Raw genomic sequence first — 17,972 nt, 5'->3', positions numbered from 1 at the left:
CCAGGAGCGCCCGGAAATGACTATGAAAACCCACGCCATCCGACCTGTTTTCCATACCGCCTGCGCCCGCGCCGTGGCCCTGCTGTGCGGGCTCTCGCTGCTGGCGCCCGCGCCGCTGTGGGCCCAGTCCGGCGCGCGCACCGGCACCCCGCCCGCGCCACCCGACATCACGCCGTCCAACCGCGACCAGGTGGTGCTGAACTTCGTCAACGCCGACCTGGATTCGGTGATCAAGGCGGTCGGCCAGGCCACCGGCAAGAACTTCGTGATCGACCCGCGCGTGAAGGGCACGGTCAACCTGGTCACCGAGCAGCCGGTCTCGCGCGCGCAGGCGCTGCAGACGCTGGGTTCGGTGCTGCGCATGCAGGGCTATGCCATGGTCGAGAGCAACGGCTTCACCAAGGTCGTGCCCGAGGCCGACGCCAAGCTGCAGGGCTCGCCCACCGTGATCGGCGCCAGCCCCAGCCGCGGCGACCAGGTGGTGACGCAGGTATTCCGGCTGAACTATGAATCGGCCAACAACCTGGTGCCGGTGCTGCGGCCGATGATCGCGCCCAACAACACCATCACCGCCTACCCGGCCAACAACACGCTGGTCATCACCGACTACGCCGACAACCTGCGCCGGCTGGCGCGCATCATCGCCGCGGTCGATGCGCCGGCCTCGGGCGAGGTCGAGCTGGTGCCGCTCAAGCACGCGCTGGCCAGCGATACCGCGGCGGTGCTGCAGAAGCTGCTCGACCCCGCCGCCGCGGGCGCCGCCGGCGGCGGCGCACCGGGAGCCGATGCCAGCCTGCGCACCTCGGTGGTGGCGGAGCCGCGCAGCAATTCGCTGATGATCCGCGCCACCAGCCGCGCGCGCCTGCAGCAGGCGCGCCACCTGATCGAGAAGCTCGACCAGCCCTATGCACGCCCGGGCAATATCTGGGTAGTGCCGCTGAAGAACGCCGATGCGGTCAAGCTGGCGGCCACGCTGCGCGCCATCGTCGCCGCCGACAGCAGCTTCGCCAGCGCCACCCAGCCCGGCGGGCAGGCCGGCGGCATCGGCGGCGCGGCGGGCATGACCAATGTCTCGACGCCTGCCGGCGGGCAGTTCACCGGCGGCGCCACCGGCACCCAGGCCGGCATGCGCGGCGGCACCGGCGCGTCCGGAGGCACGGGCGGCGCCTATGGCAACTCGGCCTTCGCCGCGTCGTTCGGCACCAGCACCCAGCCGACCACCGGCGGCATCATCCAGGCCGACCCGTCCACCAACTCGCTCATCATCACCGCCAGCGAACCGGTCTACCGCAACCTGCGCGGCGTCATCGACGACCTCGACGCGCGCCGCGCGCAGGTCTACATCGAATCGATGATCGTCGAGGTGACCTCCACGCAGGCGAGCGAGCTTGGCATCCAGTGGCAGGGCCTGATCAGCTCGCCGGGCGGCAACAACAACGTCTTTGCCGGCACCAACTTCGGCACCGGCGGACAGAACATCCTGAACCTGACCCTGGCCGGGGCGCTGGCCGACAGCAACCGCACCGCCGGCATCGCCGCGGCGCAGGGGCTGGTGCAAGACATCGGCGGCCTCAACCTGGGCATCGTCAACAAGGCCATGGGGCTGGGCGCGCTGTTGCGCGCGCTGGGTTCCAACGGCAGCGTCAACCTGCTGTCCACGCCGAACCTGATCACGCTGGAGAACGAGGAAGCCAAGATCCTGATCGGCCAGAACATCCCGATCACCACCGGCTCCTATGCCCAGACCGGCGGCGCGGCCTCGGTCACGCCGTTCCAGACCTTCGACCGCAAGGACGTGGGCATCACGCTGCGGGTGAAGCCGCAGATCACCGACGGCGGGCTGGTGAAGATGCAGATCTTCCAGGAGTCGTCGAACGTGGTGCAGGCAACCGCCAACCTGATCCAGGGCCCGACCACCAATGTGCGCTCGATCGAGACCAATGTGCTGGTCGACGACGGCCAGATCATCGTGCTGGGCGGCCTGATCGAGGACTCGTACGGCGACGGCGTGCAGAAGGTGCCGCTGCTGGGCGACATCCCATGGATCGGCGGCCTGTTCCGCTACGAGAACAAGAACCGCGCCAAGACCAACCTGCTGGTGTTCCTGCGCCCCTATGTGATGCGCACGGCCGGCGCCGCCGACCGCCTGACGCAGGACCGCTACGACTATATGCGCGCGCAGCAGCAGGGCTTTGTTTCGCCTAACATCATGGTGCGTGATACCAACACGCCGTTGCTGCCGCCGGCCGACGCCCCGTCCACGCCGTTCGTCGATCCGCGTGCAAACGGTCCGCTTGCCGCCCCGCTGCCGCTGCAGCAGACCCTTCCGCAGAATGCCCCGCAGCCCGGCGTGCCGGGCCAGCCACAGCCCATGCAGCCGGCACCGCAGCAGCTGCCGCAACCACCGGCGAACGCATCCCAGCCGCTGAACCCGCGCGGCGAGTCTGCGCTCCAGAACTAAGCCCCGACATGGCCAGCGAAGTCCAAACTGCCCTGCCCGCCGGCACCAGCGCGCCGGCCGAGACCCTGGAGCCGCCCTCGCCGATGGCGGCGCGGCTGGTCTCGTACGGCTTTGCGCGCGAGGCGCCGCTGCTGGTCGCGCACCAGCGCCCTGACGGACTGGAAGTCTGGGTGACCCGCGCCACCTCTCCGACCGCGCTGGCCGAGGTCGCGCGCGTGCATGGCGCGCTGCGCCTGCGCGTGCTGGAGCCCGACGCGCTGGAGCGCGCCATGGCCGATGCCTACAACCGCCAGGACGCCGGCAGCGCCGCACAGGTGGTGGGCGAGGTCGAAGGCGAAGTCGACCTGTCGCGCCTGATGCAGGACATCCCGGCGGTGGAGGACCTGCTTGAATCCGAGGACGACGCGCCGATCATCCGCATGATCAATGCGCTGCTGACACAGGCCGCGCGCGAAGGCGCCTCGGATATCCATATCGAGCCGTTCGAGTCGTCGTCGGTGGTGCGCTTCCGCGTCGACGGCACGCTGCGCGACGTGGTGCGGCCGAAAAAGGCGCTGCACGGCGCGCTGATCTCGCGCATCAAGATCATGGCGCAGCTCGACATCGCCGAGAAACGCCTGCCGCAGGACGGCCGCATCACGCTGCGCGTGGGCGGGCGCCCGGTCGACGTGCGGGTCTCGACCCTGCCCACCGGCCATGGCGAGCGCGCGGTGCTGCGCCTGCTGGACAAGGAAGCAGGCCGGCTCGACCTGGCCAAGCTGGGCATGGCGCCCGGCACGCTGCGCGGCTTCGACCACCTGATCCGCCAGCCGCACGGCATCGTGCTGGTGACCGGGCCGACCGGCTCGGGCAAGACCACCACGCTGTATGCGGCGCTGTCGCGGCTGGATGCGCGCACCACCAACATCATGACGGTCGAAGACCCGATCGAGTACGACCTGGACGGCATCGGCCAGACCCAGGTCAACGCGCGCATCGACATGACCTTCGGCAAGGCTCTGCGCGCGATCCTGCGCCAGGACCCGGACGTGGTCATGATCGGCGAAATCCGCGACCTGGAAACCGCGCAGATCGCGGTGCAGGCCTCGCTGACCGGCCACCTGGTGCTGGCCACGCTGCACACCAACGACTCGGCCTCGGCGGTGACGCGGCTGGTCGACATGGGGATCGAGCCGTTCCTGCTGTCGTCGTCGCTGCTGGGCGTGCTGGCGCAGCGGCTGGTACGCCGCCTGTGCCAGCACTGCAAGCGCGAGGAAGTGATCGAGGTCACTGCCGCCGAGGCCGAGGTGCTGCACGCGCAGGGCAAGCCGCTGCAGACCGTGTGGCATCCGGTGGGCTGCGACAAGTGCGGCCAGTCCGGGTACCAGGGGCGCATGGGCGTCTATGAGCTGCTGACCGTCGGTGACGAGATCCGCACCATGATCCACCGGCAGGCGCCGGAGTCCGAGATCAAGCAGGTGGCGCTGGCGCACGGCATGCACACCATGCGCGGCGACGCGCAGCGCTGGATCGACAGCGGCGCGACCTCGCTTGAGGAAGTGCTGCGCGTGACGCGCGACTAAAGCGGAGCCGCCCGGATGCCAGCCTTCCGCTATGAAGCCGCCGACGCCGCCGGCAAGACCGACCGCGGCGTGATCGAGGCCGACAGCCCGCGCCAGGCGCGTTCGCAGCTGCGCGCGCGCGGGCTGACACCGCTGACCGTCGACCCGCTCGCCGGTGCCGGCCTGGCGCCGCGCAGCGGCAGCCAGCTGTTTGCGCGCAAGCTGTCGACGCAGGAACAGGCGCTGTTCACGCGCCAGCTGGCCAGCCTGATCGTGGCCGGGCTGCCGCTGGACGAGGCGCTGGGGGCACTGGCCGACCAGGCCGAGCGCGCCTATGTGCACGAGCTGCTGGCCGGCATCCGCGCCGAGGTGATGGGCGGCAGCTCGCTGTCGGTGGCGCTGGCCCAGCATCCGCGCGACTTCCCCGACATCTACCGTGCGCTGGTCTCGGCCGGCGAGCACTCCGGCCACCTGGGACTGGTGCTGGAGCGGCTGGCGGGCTATATCGAGTCGCGCAACACCCTGACCTCCAAGATCCGGCTGGCCTTCACCTACCCCGCCATCGTCACGGTGGTGGCATTCGCCATCGTGATCTTCCTGCTGTCGTACGTGGTGCCGCAGGTGGTGAGCGTGTTCGCCAATACCAAGCAGAAGCTGCCGATGCTGACCATCATCATGCTGGCGCTGTCGGACTTCGTCCGGAACTGGTGGTGGGCAGCGCTGGCGGTGCTGGCGGCGGCAGCGTTCACAATCCGCAGCGTGCTGAAGCAGCCCGCGGTGCGGCTGGAATGGCACCGCTGGCTGCTGACCGCGCCGCTGCTGGGCAAGCTGATCCGCGGCTACAACACCGCGCGGTTCGCCGGCACGCTGGCGATCCTGGTGTCGGCCGGCGTGCCGATCCTGCGCAGCCTGCAGGCGGCGGGCGAGACGCTGACCAACGAGGCGCTGCGCGCCAACGTGGAAGACGCCAACACGCGCGTGCGCGAAGGCGCCTCGCTGGCGCGCGCGCTGGCGGCGCAGAACCAGTTCCCGCCAGTGCTGGTGCACCTGATCCGCTCCGGCGAGGCCACCGGCAATCTGCCGGTGATGCTGGACCGCGCCGCGCAGGGCGAGGCGCAGGAACTGGAACGCCGCACGCTGTTCCTGACCAGCCTGCTGGAGCCGCTGCTGATCCTGACCATGGGCGTGGTGGTGCTGCTGATCGTGCTGGCGGTGCTGATGCCGATCATCGAGATCAACCAGCTGGTGCGGTAAGGACCTCTGCCAAAGAAAACGCCGGCGCGAAGCCGGCGTTTTCTTTGGCGGGCAGGGCCGGCATGGCGCCGGCCGGCCACATCACTCCGCTTTCTTGGCCGGGCGCTTGCGCGTCTTCCTGGCCGGTGCCCGGGCGGGCGCCGCCTCGGCAGTGGCTGCCTCGGGCTGGTGCTGGGCCTCTGGCTGCGCTTCAACCTGCGCCGACAGCACTGTCGTGCCCGGCGCGGCAAAGATCGACTGGTCGATCGGCCACGGGGTTTCGCTCAGCGTCACGTCGGGTCGGCGCGTGGCGCGCTTGCGTGCGGGGCGGGCCTTGGACTCAGCCTGCGGCGCTGCCTCCGCCACTGGCTCGGCCATCGGTTCCGGCTCGACCACTTCGGCGGCGACGACGGAAAGCTCGATCTCGGGTTCGCGCACTGGCACCGGCTCGGACGCCGCCTCTGGCTGGGCCACGACGGGCGCAGGCGGATCCGCGGACACGGGCGCCGGTGCCGGCTGGCGGCGTGCTTCAGGCTGCGCCGGACGCTGCTGCTGTTGCTGTTGCTGTTGCGGCTGGTGCTGCGACTGCTGCTGGCCGCGGCCATCGCCCTCGCCACCGCCCTTGGCGCGCTTCTTCAGGCGCACCCAGATGGTCTTGTTGTTGCCGCCGTTGCGGGTCTCGACCTCGAACAGGCCGGTGGCCTGCACCAGCTCCGAAAGCTTGCCGTACCCGTAGTTGCGCGAGTCGAATTCCGGCGCCTGCTTGGCGATGTGGTTGCCCATGCTGCCCAGCGTCAGCCAGCCGTCCTCGTCCGACACCGCCTGCGCCGCACTCTGCAGCAGGCGCACCAGGCGCGAGTCCTGGCGCAGCTCGCCGGTGCTGCGCTTGCGCGTCGGCGCGGCAGCCCCGTCGACGCCTTCGGTCCCTTCCGTATCCGCATCGGCGCGCAGGACGTCGGAGTAGATGAACTTGTCGCAGGCGGTGACAAAGGGCTTGGGGGTCTTGCGCTCGCCAAAGCCATACACGGTCAGCCCCTGCTCGCGAATGCGCGAGGCCAGCCGGGTGAAGTCGCTGTCGCTGGAAACAATGCAGAAGCCGTCGAAGCGCCCGGTGTACAGCAGGTCCATGGCGTCGATGATCATGGCGCTGTCGGTAGCGTTCTTGCCCACGGTGTAGCGGAACTGCTGGATCGGCTGGATCGAGTGCGACAACAGCCGCTCCTTCCATCCGGCCAGGTTGGGCCGGGTCCAGTCGCCGTAGATGCGCTTGACGGCGGCCACGCCGTACTTGGCGACCTCGGCCAGCAGGCCTTCGACGATGGCGGGCGCCGCGTTGTCGGCATCGATCAGCACGGCCAGGGTCGCGGTGCCCTGGCGGGGGGAATTGGTCATGTTCAGGTAGTCACTGGTTTGCCCGTCCCATGCGTGCATCAGGACGGCAATCGGAAATCAGGTTGCGCCAGGCTGGCTGTGCAGAGGTGGCGCATCGCAGGCAGCCCGGCAGCGGCACGGGCCATCTCGATGCAACGCAGTGTACACGCGAACCCCTGTCCATACGGGAAATCACGGGCACGGCGGGCACGCTTTGTGCTGCATTGCAAGGTACCGCCGATTTTGTGGCGGTGCTACCATGCCGCGCAGAGACACGACCGTCCAACACCTTCACAAGAGGTCATGAGGCGGTCGCCCACAACTGTAGGTGTCGGTGATCCCGACAGCACGCCCATAGAGGAGCACCTATGAATGCCCCCCTGACCTCCCCGGTCAGCGACGCCATCCGCCGCGCGCTCGAAAACGTTTCCCTCGAAGACAAATACACGCTGGAGCGTGGCCGCATCTATATCAGCGGCACGCAGGCCCTGGTACGCCTGCCGATGCTGCAGCAGGAGCGCGACCGCGCCGCCGGGCTGAACACCGCCGGCTTTATCTCCGGCTACCGGGGCTCGCCGCTGGGCGCGCTCGACCTGTCGCTGTGGAAGGCCAAGAAGCACCTTGCCGCGCACAACATCGTGTTCCAGGCTGGCCTCAACGAGGACCTGGCCGCGACTTCGGTATGGGGGTCGCAGCAGGTGAACATGTATCCGGACGCCAAGTTCGATGGCGTGTTCGGCATGTGGTACGGCAAGGGGCCGGGCGTGGACCGCACCGGTGACGTGTTCAAGCACGCGAACTCGGCGGGATCGTCGAAGCACGGCGGCGTGCTGGTGCTGGCCGGTGACGACCACTCGGCCAAGTCCTCGACGCTGGCGCACCAGTCCGAGCACATCTTCAAGGCCTGTGGCCTGCCGGTGCTGTACCCGTCCAACGTGCAGGAATACCTGGACTACGGCCTGCACGGCTGGGCCATGAGCCGCTACTCCGGCCTGTGGGTGGCGATGAAGTGCGTGACCGACGTGGTGGAATCGTCGGCCTCGGTGGAGCTGGATCCGCACCGCGTGCAGATCGTGCTGCCGGACGACTTCATCATGCCGCCGGGCGGCCTGAACATCCGCTGGCCGGACCCGCCGCTGGAACAGGAAGCGCGCCTGCTCGACTACAAGTGGTACGCGGGTCTGGCCTATGTGCGGGCCAACAAGATCGACCGCATCGAAATCGATTCGCCGCACGCGCGCTTCGGCATCATGACCGGCGGCAAGGCTTACCTGGACACGCGCCAGGCGCTGGCCGACCTGGGCCTGGACGATGCCACCTGCTCGCAGATCGGCATCCGCCTGTACAAGGTCGGCTGCGTGTGGCCGCTGGAGGCGCATGGGGCGCGCGCCTTTGCCGAAGGCCTGCAGGAAATCCTGGTGGTCGAAGAGAAGCGCCAGATCATGGAGTACGCGCTAAAGGAAGAGCTGTACAACTGGCGCGACGACGTGCGCCCCAAGGTCTACGGCAAGTTCGACGAAAAGGACAACGCGGGCGGCGAATGGTCGATCCCGCAAAGCAACTGGCTGCTGCCGGCGCACTATGAGCTGTCGCCGGCGATCATCGCCAAGGCCATCGCCACCCGGCTGGACAAGTTCGAGCTGCCGATCGACGTGCGCGCGCGCATCACCGCGCGCCTGGCCATCATCGAGGCCAAGGAAAAGGCGCTGGCCACGCCGCGCGTGACGGCGGAGCGCAAGCCGTGGTTCTGCTCGGGCTGCCCGCACAACACCTCGACCAATGTGCCCGAAGGCTCGCGCGCGCTGGCTGGCATCGGCTGCCACTACATGACGGTGTGGATGGACCGCAATACCAGCACCTTCAGCCAGATGGGCGGCGAAGGCGTGGCGTGGATCGGCCAGGCGCCGTTCGCTGGCGACAAGCATGTGTTCGCCAACCTGGGCGACGGCACCTACTTCCACTCCGGTCTATTGGCGATCCGCGCGTCGATCGCGGCCAACGTCAACATCACCTACAAGATCCTGTACAACGATGCGGTGGCGATGACCGGCGGCCAGCCGGTGGACGGCCAGTTGTCGGTGCGGGACATCGCCTGGCAGGTGCATAGCGAAGGCGCGAAGAAGATCGTCATCGTCAGCGACCAGCCGGAGAAGTACAACGGCGCGATCAAGCTGCCCGAAGGCATCGCCATCCATCACCGCGATCAGCTCGACAGCGTGCAGCGTGAGCTGCGTGAGGTGCCGGGCTGCTCCATCCTGATCTACGACCAGACCTGCGCCACCGAGAAGCGCCGCCGCCGCAAGCGCGGCACGATGGAGGATCCGCAACGCCGCGCCTTTATCAACGACGCGGTGTGCGAAGGCTGCGGCGACTGCTCGGTCAAGTCCAACTGCCTGTCGGTGGAACCGCTGGAAACGGATTTCGGCACCAAGCGCCAGATCAACCAGTCGTCGTGCAACAAGGACTTCTCGTGCGTGAACGGCTTCTGTCCGAGCTTTGTCACGGCCGAAGGCGCGCAGGTGCGCAAGCCCGAGCAGCACGGCGTGTCGATGAACACCCTGCCCGCGCTGCCAGAGCCTGAGCTGCCGCCGATCCGCCGCGCCTACGGCATCCTGGTGACCGGCGTGGGCGGCACCGGCGTAGTGACCATCGGCGGCCTGCTCGGCATGGCCGCGCACCTGGAGAACAAGGGCGTCACCGTGCTCGACATGGCGGGCCTGGCGCAAAAAGGCGGCGCGGTGCTGTCGCACGTGCAGCTGGCCGCGCGCCCGGACGACCTGCATGCCACGCGCATCGCAATGGGCGAGGCGGACCTGGTGATCGGCTGCGATGCGATCGTGTCGGCCACCGACGAAGTCATCTCCAAGACCCAGGCCGGCCGCACCCGCGCCGTGGTCAACACCGCGCAGACGCCGACCGCCGACTTCATCAAGAACCCGAAGTGGCAGTTCCCCGGCCTGTCGGCCGAGCAGGATGTGCGCACCGCGGTGGGCGAGAAGTGCGAGTTCATCAACGCCTCGGGTCTCGCCGTGGCGCTGCTGGGCGACGCGATCTACACCAACCCGCTGGTGCTCGGCTATGCCTGGCAGAAGGGCTGGATCCCGCTGACGCTGCAGGCGCTGGAGCGCGCCATCGAACTCAACGGCGTCGCTGTCGAGAAGAACAAGGCCGCGTTCGACTGGGGCCGGCATATGGCGCACGACCCCGAGCACGTGCTGTCGCTGACCGGCAAGCTGAAGAACACCGCCGAAGGCGCGGAAGTGGTCAAGCTGCCGACCTCGAGCGGCGCGATGCTGGAGAAGCTGGTCGCCCGGCGCATGGAACACCTGACCGCCTACCAGGATGCCGCCTACGCGCGCACCTACCGCGAAGCCATCGACCGCGTGCGCGTGGCCGAAAGCACGCTGGCTGGCAGCGGCAAGGCCCTGCCGCTGACCGAGGCTGCGGCGCGCAACCTGGCCAAGCTGATGGCGTACAAGGACGAGTACGAAGTGGCGCGGCTCTACACCGACCCTGTCTTCCTGGACAAGCTGCGCGCCCAGTTTGAAGGCGAGCCGGGCCGCGACTACCAGCTCAACTTCTGGCTGGCGCCGCCGATTAACGCCAAGCGCGATGACAAGGGCCACCTGATCAAGCGCAAGTTCGGTCCGTCGACGATGAAGCTGTTCCGCGTGCTGGCCAAGCTGAAGGGCCTGCGCGGCGGTGCCTTCGACATCTTCGGCAAGACCGCGGAGCGCCGCACCGAGCGCGCGCTGATCGGCGAGTACCGGGCCTTGCTGGATGAACTTGTGGCGGGCCTCAATGCCGCCAACTACGACACCGCGGTCACGCTGGCGAACCTGCCGGACGATATCCGCGGCTTCGGGCATGTGAAGGAAAACAACCTGAAGGCGGTACGCGGGCGCTGGGCGAAGCTGCTGGAGCAGTTCCGGCATCCGGAGACGGCGCAGCGCGCGGCCTGACTGGCCATGGCATGACACAACGGCCTCGCTTCGCATGAAGCGAGGCCGTTGTGCTTTCAGGGCTGTGCCAGCGTCGCTTCTCCCGGCTTCACATACATCGAGTTGCGCGGCTGCGCCAGCACGCGCCGCACCATCGGCTCGAAGAACGACAGCGGCAGCGTGTCGTAGTCCGTCATGAAGGCGGCACCGTCGTACTTGCGGCAGAACTCCGCGGTGCGCTCGAACAGTTCGGGCTGGCTGCGGTACTGCTCGCGCAGGTTGCGATCCAGGCCGAGGTGATGGAAGAAGTAGTAGCCCTGGAACACGCCGTGCTTTTCCACCATCCACAGGTTCTCGGGGCTGACGAATGGCTTGAGGATGGCGGCGGCAATGTCTGGATGATTGAAGCTGCCGAGCGTATCGCCGATATCGTGCAGCAGCGCGCAAACCACGTATTCCTCGTCCTGGCCGTCGCGGTGCGCCAGTGTCGCGGTCTGTAGAGAATGCGTGAGCCGGTCCACGGGGAAGCCGCCGCAATCGCCATCCAGCAGGCGCAGGTGCGCCAGCACGCGATCCGGCAGCGCCCGCGCGAACGGCATGAACTCGGCGGAGATGGCGGCCCAGTCCTCGCGGGTGCCGTGTTCCATATGGCTGAAGGTGGCGCGTGCAGGCGCGTGGGTGTCGCTCATGCGGGTCTCCTTTGGTGGCAGCGTGCGCGATGGCCGCGCATCGTCTCGTCATGTCTTGCAGGCATTGTGGCACCCGCAGCGGCGCTACACTGTCAAAAAGCTAACAATGTGCCGGCATATTGCGGCGCACCAACAAGCATGCTGATCCGTCCTTTCCGCCCGGAAGACCAATCCTGCGTCATTGCCTTGTGGCAGGCCTGCGGCCTGACCCGTCCGTGGAACGACCCGCAGCGCGATATCGCGCGCAAGCTGACCGAGCAGCCTGAACTGTTTCTGGTCGGCGACATCGACGGCCGACCCGTCGCCACTGCCATGGTGGGGTTCGACGGGCATCGCGGCTGGGTCTACTATCTGGCGGTACAGCCCGACCTGCAGGCCAAAGGGTACGGGCGCATGCTGATGGCGCATGCCGAGCAGTTGCTGATCGAGCGGGGCTGCCCCAAGATCAACTTGCTGGTACGCGCAGGCAACCGCGCCGTGATCGATTTCTACGACAAGCTGGGCTATGCGCCCGATGAAGTGGTCAGCCTGGGCAAACGACTGATTCCAGATATTTAGTGGGCACGCCGGACCGACCTCAAGGAGACGACATGACTTTCCACGGAAGCTGCCACTGCGGCGCCATTGCCTTCGAAGTGGAGGCCGACGGCATCCCCAGCGTGATCCGCTGCAACTGCTCGATCTGCCGCCGGCGTGGCCACCTGCTGTGGTTCGTGCCGCGCGCGACGTTCAAGCTGGAAACGCCGGAGAGCAATGCCTCCACCTACCGCTTCAACACCATGAAGATCGCGCACCGCTTCTGCCCGGTGTGCGGCTGCGGTCCGTATGCGGACGGGCAGGACAAGGACGGCAAGCCGATGGCCGCAGTCAATGTGCGCTGCCTGGACAATGTCGACCTGGACAGCCTGAAGGTCATCGACTACGACGGACTGCACCACTGAGGCCGCCATGTTCCGCATCCTGGGCATCGACCACCTGGTGTTGCGCAGCGCCGACGTGGACGCGCTGCGGCGCTTCTATGTCGAGGTGCTCGGCTGCAGCGTTGAGCGCGAGCAAACCGAGCTGGGCCTGACGCAGCTGCGCGCGGGCAGCGGGCTGATCGACCTGGTCGCGCTCGACGGCCCGCTCGGCCGCGCCGGCGGCGCCGGACCGGGAGCGCAGGGCCGCAACCTGGACCATTTCTGCCTGCGCATCGACCCGTTCGATGCCGACGCGGTGCGGGCGCACCTGGCGCGGCATGGCGTGGACGCCGGCGAGGTGGCGCAGCGCTTCGGCGCCGAAGGCAAGGGACCGTCGCTCTATGTGAGCGATCCGGACGGCAACGTGGTCGAGCTCAAGGGACCGCCCGCGCCGGTGACCGCACAGTAACGCGCGTGCCCCGTGCGCGCAGTGCGCGCGGGATCGCTACAATTTCCGACTGGCCCAACGCGCCGCCGTCCATGGCGACTACCCCCGCCGGGCCCGCCATGACAACAATAGAAGCCAGCTCCGACGCGGACGCCGCCAGCACCGACTCAGACGCCAGCCCGGCACGCACCGGACCCGCGCACCCCGCCACGCCGCCGCGCCGGCTGGTCTGGATCCTCGGCCTGACCGAGACCATCTCCTGGGGCACGCTGTTCTTCGCCTTCACCGTTTTCATCGACCCCATGATCCGCAGCCTGGGCTGGTCCAAGCCCTTCCTGGCGGGCGGCTATTCGCTGGGGCTGCTGGTATGGGCGCTGTGCTCGTTCGCGGTGGGGCGGCTGCTGGACCGCGCGCCGGCGCGCAAGGTGATGGGCGCGGGCTCGGTGCTGGCCGGGCTGGGCCTGCTGCTGTGGGCATGGACGCCGTCGCAGCCGGTGTTCCTGCTGATGTGGGTGCCGATCGGGCTGGCCATGGCGACCACGCTGTACGAGCCCGCCTTCGTGGTGCTGCGCCAGGCCTATGGCGACCAGTACCAGAAGCCGATCGTGGTGGTCACGCTGATGGCCGGCTTTGCCAGCACGATCTTCGTGCCACTGGCGCAATGGCTGGTGATCCATCTGGGCTGGCGCCCGACGCTGATCGGCTTCGCCGCGCTCAACCTGCTGGTCTGCGCGCCGCTGCACGCGCGCATGCGCTACGCGCTGCATCCCACCTATTCCGGAATGACCCCCGCCGACGGCCAGGCCGGCAGCCGCGACATTGCCTGCGCCACGCTGCGCCAGCCGGTGTTCTGGGCGGTGGTGCTGGCCTTTACCGCGACCGCGGTGGTGGCCTCGCTGCTGGGCGCGCACCTGATCCCGATGCTGACGGAGAAGGGCATGCCAGTGGCGCAGCAACTGGTAGTGGCGGCGCTGATCGGCCCGGCCCAGGTAGCGGGCCGCATGCTGATGATGCGCGCGGGGGTGCGCCACCCGGTGCGGCTGTCGCTGCCGGTCTATGCGCTGATGGGCGCCGGGCTGCTGTGCCTTGCGCTGGGGCACGGCGCCTGGCTGATGGTGGCCGCGGTGCTGTACGGCTGCGCCAACGGCGTCAACACCATGCTGCGCGCGATGGCCATGCCGGAACTGATCTCGCGCCATCACTACGCCACGCTCAACGGCCTGATGATGACGCCGGTGTTGCTGATGCAGGCCGCCGCGCCGTGGCTGGGCGCGCTGCTGTGGCGTGCCGCCGGCGGCTACTGGCTGATGCTGTGGGTGATGGTGGCGCTGGCGCTGGGCGCGCTGCTGGCCTTCGGCTACGCGCTGCACCGGCGCGGACTGCTGCGCGTGGATGGCGCCGGCCGGTAGCACGGCGTTGTCATACCCGCCTCACGCCGATGCGGGACAATGACGGCTTTTGCAGGGCCACCGCTGCCCCGCCTGCCGCACCCTCCCATGCCTGATCCGCACTCCCCGACGGCTTCCGCGCCCTTGCCGGCCGCGGTGTCGCGCGCCACGCGCGGCACCATGGCGCTGTTCTTCGTCAATGGCGCCACCTTTGCCACGTGGGGCGTGCATATTCCCACCATCAAGGCACGCTTCGGCCTGTCCGACGCGATGCTGTCGCTGGCGATGCTGGCCGTGGCCGGCGGCGCCATCCTGGCGATGGGCCCGGTCGGGCGCTGGGTGGCGCGCGCGGGCAGCGCACGGGCGTCGATGACGGGCGGGCTGCTGTTTGCGCTGGCCACGGTGGCGATCCTGGCGATGCCGTCGTTCTGGCTGCTGCTGCCCGCGCTGGTGGCGTTCGGCATGGCCAATGCGGCCTTCGATGTCGCCATGAACGCACAGGCCGCCACGGTCGAGTCCAGCCGCACGCGGCCGGTGATGTCGGCGCTGCACGGCATGTTCAGCCTGGGCGGCATGGCCGGTGCGGGCGCGGGCGGCCTGATGCTGTCGCTGGACGTGGCGCCGCTGGCACATGCGGCGATGATGGCAGGCGTGACCGCGGCGGTGGCGCTGGGTACGCTGCCCGGGCTGCTGTCGGACCATCCGGTGCTGCCATCGGCGGCCCACCACCGCGACCACGCGGTGCGCGCGCTGTGGCTGCTGGGCCTGCTGGCGTTCCTGGGCCTGGTCGGCGAAGGCGCGATGTACGACTGGACCAGCGTCTATATGCGCGACGTGGCGCAGGCGCCCGATGGCTGGATCGGCCTGGGCTACGCTGCGTTCTCGGGCGGGATGGCGTGCGGACGCTTCGGCGGCGACCGCCTGCGCGCGCGCCTGGGCGACGGCGCCACGCTGACTGGCAGTGCCTGGCTGGGCTTTGGCGGCATTGCGCTGGCGCTGCTGGTGCCGCTGCCGCTAGCCGCGCTGGCGGGCTTTACGCTGATGGGGCTGGGCGCGGCCAATATGGTGCCGATCTTCTTCGTTGCCGCGTCGCGGCTGCCGGGCGTGGCGCCGGCCGAAGCAATTTCGCGCGTGGCGCGCTTTGCCTACCTGGGGCTGCTGCTGGGGCCGGTGCTGATCGGCGGGGTCGCGCACCTGTCCAACCTGCGCATCGGGCTGGCGCTGGTGGCGCTGACCATGGGCTGGATCGCGCTTGCGGGCGCGCGCTCGGCACGGCGCTACCTGCCGGCGCGCGCCGGCACGCCGGCGGCACACGCCCCGGCCGAACGGTAAGGCGCGTCAGGCCGCCGCGCGCAGCGGCGCGCCGGCGCCCAGGCCCTCGAACACGAAGCTGTCCATGGCGAGCACGCCATAGGTCACCTCATCGGCAACCCGCGATACGCTGGCCGGCGCCGGCCCTGCGCCACTGGCAGCCTGCGGCCCCAAGGCCGCGCCCAGCGCCACGAAGAACGGCAGCAGGTGCTCGTCGGTCGGGTGCGCGCGGCGCGCATACGGCGCCTGGGCGCGGTAGTCGGCAATGCGGCTGGTATCGCCGCTGGCCAGGGCCTCGTCGAGGGCTTCCGCCATCCAGCCGCGGAAGGCTTCCACATACGGCTCGGCCTGCGGCCCATGCTGGTCGCGCCGGCCGCCGCCAAACACTTCCTGCAGGTTGTGCGTGAAGCTGCCGGAGGCCAGCACCAGCACGCCCTCGTCGCGCAGCGGGGCCAGCGCGCGGCCGATCTCGATCTGCGTTGCGGGCGACAGGTAGGGGTTCAGCGCCAGCTGCACCACCGGCACGTCGGCATCCGGGAAGAAGTGGCGCATCGGCATCCAGGCACCGTGGTCCAGCGGGCGTTCGTCGTCCTGGCCGACAAACCCGGCACCGGGGACCGCTGCCGCCTCGACCAGGGCCTTGACCCGCCCGGCCAGCGCCGGCGAACCCGGGGCGTCGTAGCGCAGTGCGTACAGCTCGCGCGGGAAGCCGCCGAAATCGTGCCAGGCTTCCTGGCGCTCGCGGCTGGAGACAGCCAGCGTGCTGTAGATCCAGTGCGCCGAGATCACCAGCACCGCGCGCGGGCGCCGGGTGCGCAGTTGCCCGCCCAGCGCATCGAAGGCGGCGCCGGTGGGGCCGGGATCGATGGCGAGCATCGGGGAACCGTGGGAGATGTAGAGCGAGGGAAGCATGGCAGGACCACCTTCAAACTGTTTGTGTACCTGCAACCAGTTTGGCAAAGATCCGCGCTAGGCACGGGCGCCATTTGCGGACACGTCGTGCAAAAAAGTTGAACGGCCGGGCCCAGCGTGGCGTGGCGCACACAGCGCCTCGGTCACCGGCAACGCAGCCAGGGGCGATCGGCCTATGATGCAACCGTGAGCCCCCGGCGGTGTCGTCCGGCGGGGCTCCTGCAACGCCTTGATGCCACCGGCACGCCCCGCGCGCCATGCGTGGCCGGAGACTTCGGTGGTACCGCGCATCCCGCGCCGCCCCGGGCGGCACCCTCCCTTCCTGGCCCACTGGTGGCAACCGGGCGTCTACGGCAGCGTGCCCGCCGTCGCCCTGTGGATCCTGGCGCGCCTGCCGGCCGGCTTGCTGGCATCGCTGGCCGGCACGCCCGCTGCGGCAACCTGGCTGAACCATGCCGGCGACACCGTGTTCGTGACCGGCTGGGCCGCCAGTGCGCTGCTGCTGTGGCTCACGCGCCGCCGGCCGGCGCCCACCCATCCGGCCATGCCGGCTACGCCGCCCTCCCCGCCCTCCGGACCGTCGACCCGGCGCCATCCGGCCGCATGACCGGCCGCATGACCGGCGCCGCGCCGATTTAAGGCGGCAGCAGTCCGATCTGAAAGATTTCGCGCGACGCTCCCTCACAATCCTGCGCCGCTAGAATGCGCGGGAGATTGCCGCACGGCAGCGCGCTGCGGCACTGACTGCACAGAGATTGTCCATGTCCGCACGCCAGCGACACCGCCGGTTCCACCCCGCGCCTAGCCGCCGCTCGCGGCCCCTTTGGCGGGCGGCCCTGGCCGCCATGGGCGCGGCGGCGCTGCTGGCCGCCGGCGCGGCACATGCCCAGAGCGCGCCCGGACTGCGCCTGGCCGGGGCCAATGTGCAGCGGCACGCCAACGCGGTGCTGTCGCTGATGGCGTACTCGGTGGTGCCGGACCTTACCTCCAGCTCGCTGTCGATCAACAACACCAGCACCGACGATCCCGGCATCGTCATGTCGCAGCTGGGCGGCGGCTTCACCATCAGCAAGTCGTTCCCGCTCTACCTGGAAGGCGCCATCGCCTACAGCCGCTACGATCCCACCTTCATTGCCACCAATGGCGCCGAATCCCGCGCCATCCCGACCCGCTGGAACACCTTTTCCGGCACCATCGGCGTGGGCTGGGACTTTCCGCTGACGGCCAACAAGGAACTGGTGTTCCGGCCGATCTTCAACGCCTCGCTGGGCAATGTCTCCAGCGACCTGTCAATCGGCAAGTTCGCGGTCGAGCAGGTCACCGACCGCCAGCTCAACTTCCTCGACGGCGGCAGCCTGAATGCCTACGGGCTGGGCGGGTCGGTGATGCTGGACTGGGAGCACTACCGCGAGAACTACGAGATCGACGTGGAACTGCGCTACACCAATATCCACCTGCAGAGCTTCGGCGGCACGTCCAGCGCGGTCACGGGCACGGCCACGGCGCAGACCGCCAACCTGTGGGCGCGCTGGCGGGCCCCGACCGGGATGCATGCGTTCGACCGGCCGGTACGATACGTGCTTGAGCTATCACATTCGCACTATCTTGGCAGCCAGGCCGGCATCCTCGGCTTCAACTACCTGACCACGCTCGGCACCGGGCTGGAACTGGACACCAGCGCGCACGAGGTCTTTGTCACGCGGATCCGGGCAGTGTTGCGCTATGTGTTCGGCAACAACGTGTCGGGCGTCTCGCTGGGGCTGGCGGTCAGCTTCTGA

At 69.0% G+C, this 17,972-nt stretch carries 14 protein-coding genes; 11 read left to right on the top strand and 3 right to left on the bottom strand.

From position 1 onward, the window contains the following. The first annotated feature begins 22 nt into the window (after nt 1–22). From gspD to gspF, 3 genes are read left to right on the top strand one after another with little or no spacing between them, the layout of a single operon-like run. Nucleotides 23–2,461 (top strand): type II secretion system secretin GspD, encoded by a 2,439-nt coding sequence (gspD, locus tag AC1Q6V_RS26015; RefSeq protein WP_011616183.1) that lies wholly within the window; start codon nt 23–25, stop codon nt 2,459–2,461. An 8-nt stretch (nt 2,462–2,469) separates the two neighbouring features. Then, complete coding sequence (gene gspE, locus AC1Q6V_RS26010; protein ID WP_011616184.1) at nt 2,470–4,023, top strand: type II secretion system ATPase GspE; 1,554 nt, start codon at nt 2,470–2,472, stop codon at nt 4,021–4,023. A gap of 15 nt (nt 4,024–4,038) precedes the next feature. Next, the gene (gene gspF, locus AC1Q6V_RS26005) at nt 4,039–5,256 is read left to right on the top strand and encodes a type II secretion system inner membrane protein GspF (RefSeq protein WP_010813445.1); all 1,218 of its coding nucleotides are present in this window, start codon (nt 4,039–4,041) and stop codon (nt 5,254–5,256) included. An 81-nt stretch (nt 5,257–5,337) separates the two neighbouring features. Here the strand turns inward: gspF and AC1Q6V_RS26000 are convergent, their stop codons facing one another. Beyond that, complete coding sequence (locus AC1Q6V_RS26000) at nt 5,338–6,627, bottom strand: NYN domain-containing protein (protein WP_454749982.1); 1,290 nt, start codon at nt 6,625–6,627, stop codon at nt 5,338–5,340. Nucleotides 6,628–6,974: 347 nt separating this feature from the next. Between AC1Q6V_RS26000 and AC1Q6V_RS25995 the strand changes: the two genes are divergently transcribed. Further along, nucleotides 6,975–10,568, top strand: a complete 3,594-nt coding sequence (locus AC1Q6V_RS25995) for an indolepyruvate ferredoxin oxidoreductase family protein (protein ID WP_454749983.1) — start codon at nt 6,975–6,977, stop codon at nt 10,566–10,568. Between the two features lie 56 nt (nt 10,569–10,624). Here the strand turns inward: AC1Q6V_RS25995 and AC1Q6V_RS25990 are convergent, their stop codons facing one another. Further along, nucleotides 10,625–11,236 carry an HD domain-containing protein gene (locus AC1Q6V_RS25990; protein ID WP_010813442.1) on the bottom strand — a complete coding sequence of 204 codons (612 nt, stop codon included), beginning with the start codon at nt 11,234–11,236 and terminating at the stop codon, nt 10,625–10,627. Nucleotides 11,237–11,374: 138 nt separating this feature from the next. Between AC1Q6V_RS25990 and AC1Q6V_RS25985 the strand changes: the two genes are divergently transcribed. The 5 genes from AC1Q6V_RS25985 (at nt 11,375) to AC1Q6V_RS25965 (ending at nt 15,303) form a co-directional block, all read left to right on the top strand. After that, a complete protein-coding gene (locus tag AC1Q6V_RS25985) occupies nt 11,375–11,794 on the top strand; it encodes a GNAT family acetyltransferase (protein ID WP_010813441.1) in 420 nt (139 codons plus the stop codon). A gap of 32 nt (nt 11,795–11,826) precedes the next feature. Continuing rightward, nucleotides 11,827–12,177, top strand: coding sequence for a GFA family protein (locus AC1Q6V_RS25980; RefSeq protein WP_010813440.1), 351 nt, complete (start codon nt 11,827–11,829; stop codon nt 12,175–12,177). Nucleotides 12,178–12,184: 7 nt separating this feature from the next. Beyond that, on the top strand, nt 12,185–12,604 hold the full coding sequence (locus AC1Q6V_RS25975) for a VOC family protein (protein WP_010813439.1): 420 nt from the start codon (nt 12,185–12,187) through the stop codon (nt 12,602–12,604). Between the two features lie 98 nt (nt 12,605–12,702). Then, nucleotides 12,703–13,992 carry an MFS transporter gene (locus AC1Q6V_RS25970; RefSeq protein ID WP_454749984.1) on the top strand — a complete coding sequence of 430 codons (1,290 nt, stop codon included), beginning with the start codon at nt 12,703–12,705 and terminating at the stop codon, nt 13,990–13,992. Between the two features lie 87 nt (nt 13,993–14,079). Continuing rightward, the gene (locus tag AC1Q6V_RS25965) at nt 14,080–15,303 is read left to right on the top strand and encodes an MFS transporter (protein ID WP_439668345.1); all 1,224 of its coding nucleotides are present in this window, start codon (nt 14,080–14,082) and stop codon (nt 15,301–15,303) included. A 6-nt stretch (nt 15,304–15,309) separates the two neighbouring features. On the opposite strand, the gene AC1Q6V_RS25960 is transcribed toward AC1Q6V_RS25965, so the two are convergent. Then, nucleotides 15,310–16,194, bottom strand: coding sequence for a DODA-type extradiol aromatic ring-opening family dioxygenase (locus tag AC1Q6V_RS25960; protein ID WP_010813436.1), 885 nt, complete (start codon nt 16,192–16,194; stop codon nt 15,310–15,312). Nucleotides 16,195–16,426: 232 nt separating this feature from the next. Here AC1Q6V_RS25960 and AC1Q6V_RS25955 point away from each other — a divergent pair, with 232 nt between their 5' ends. Together AC1Q6V_RS25955 and AC1Q6V_RS25950 are read left to right on the top strand one after the other, a co-directional pair. Beyond that, nucleotides 16,427–16,801: a hypothetical protein gene (locus AC1Q6V_RS25955; RefSeq protein ID WP_011616191.1), complete on the top strand. Its 375-nt coding sequence runs from the start codon at nt 16,427–16,429 to the stop codon at nt 16,799–16,801. 154 nt (nt 16,802–16,955) lie between these two features. Then, nucleotides 16,956–17,972, top strand: coding sequence for a hypothetical protein (locus AC1Q6V_RS25950; protein WP_371258348.1), 1,017 nt, complete (start codon nt 16,956–16,958; stop codon nt 17,970–17,972).

Source organism: Cupriavidus sp. GW823-FHT07B10 (assembly GCF_058794355.1).
This window is presented reverse-complemented; position numbering and strand designations above follow the sequence as displayed.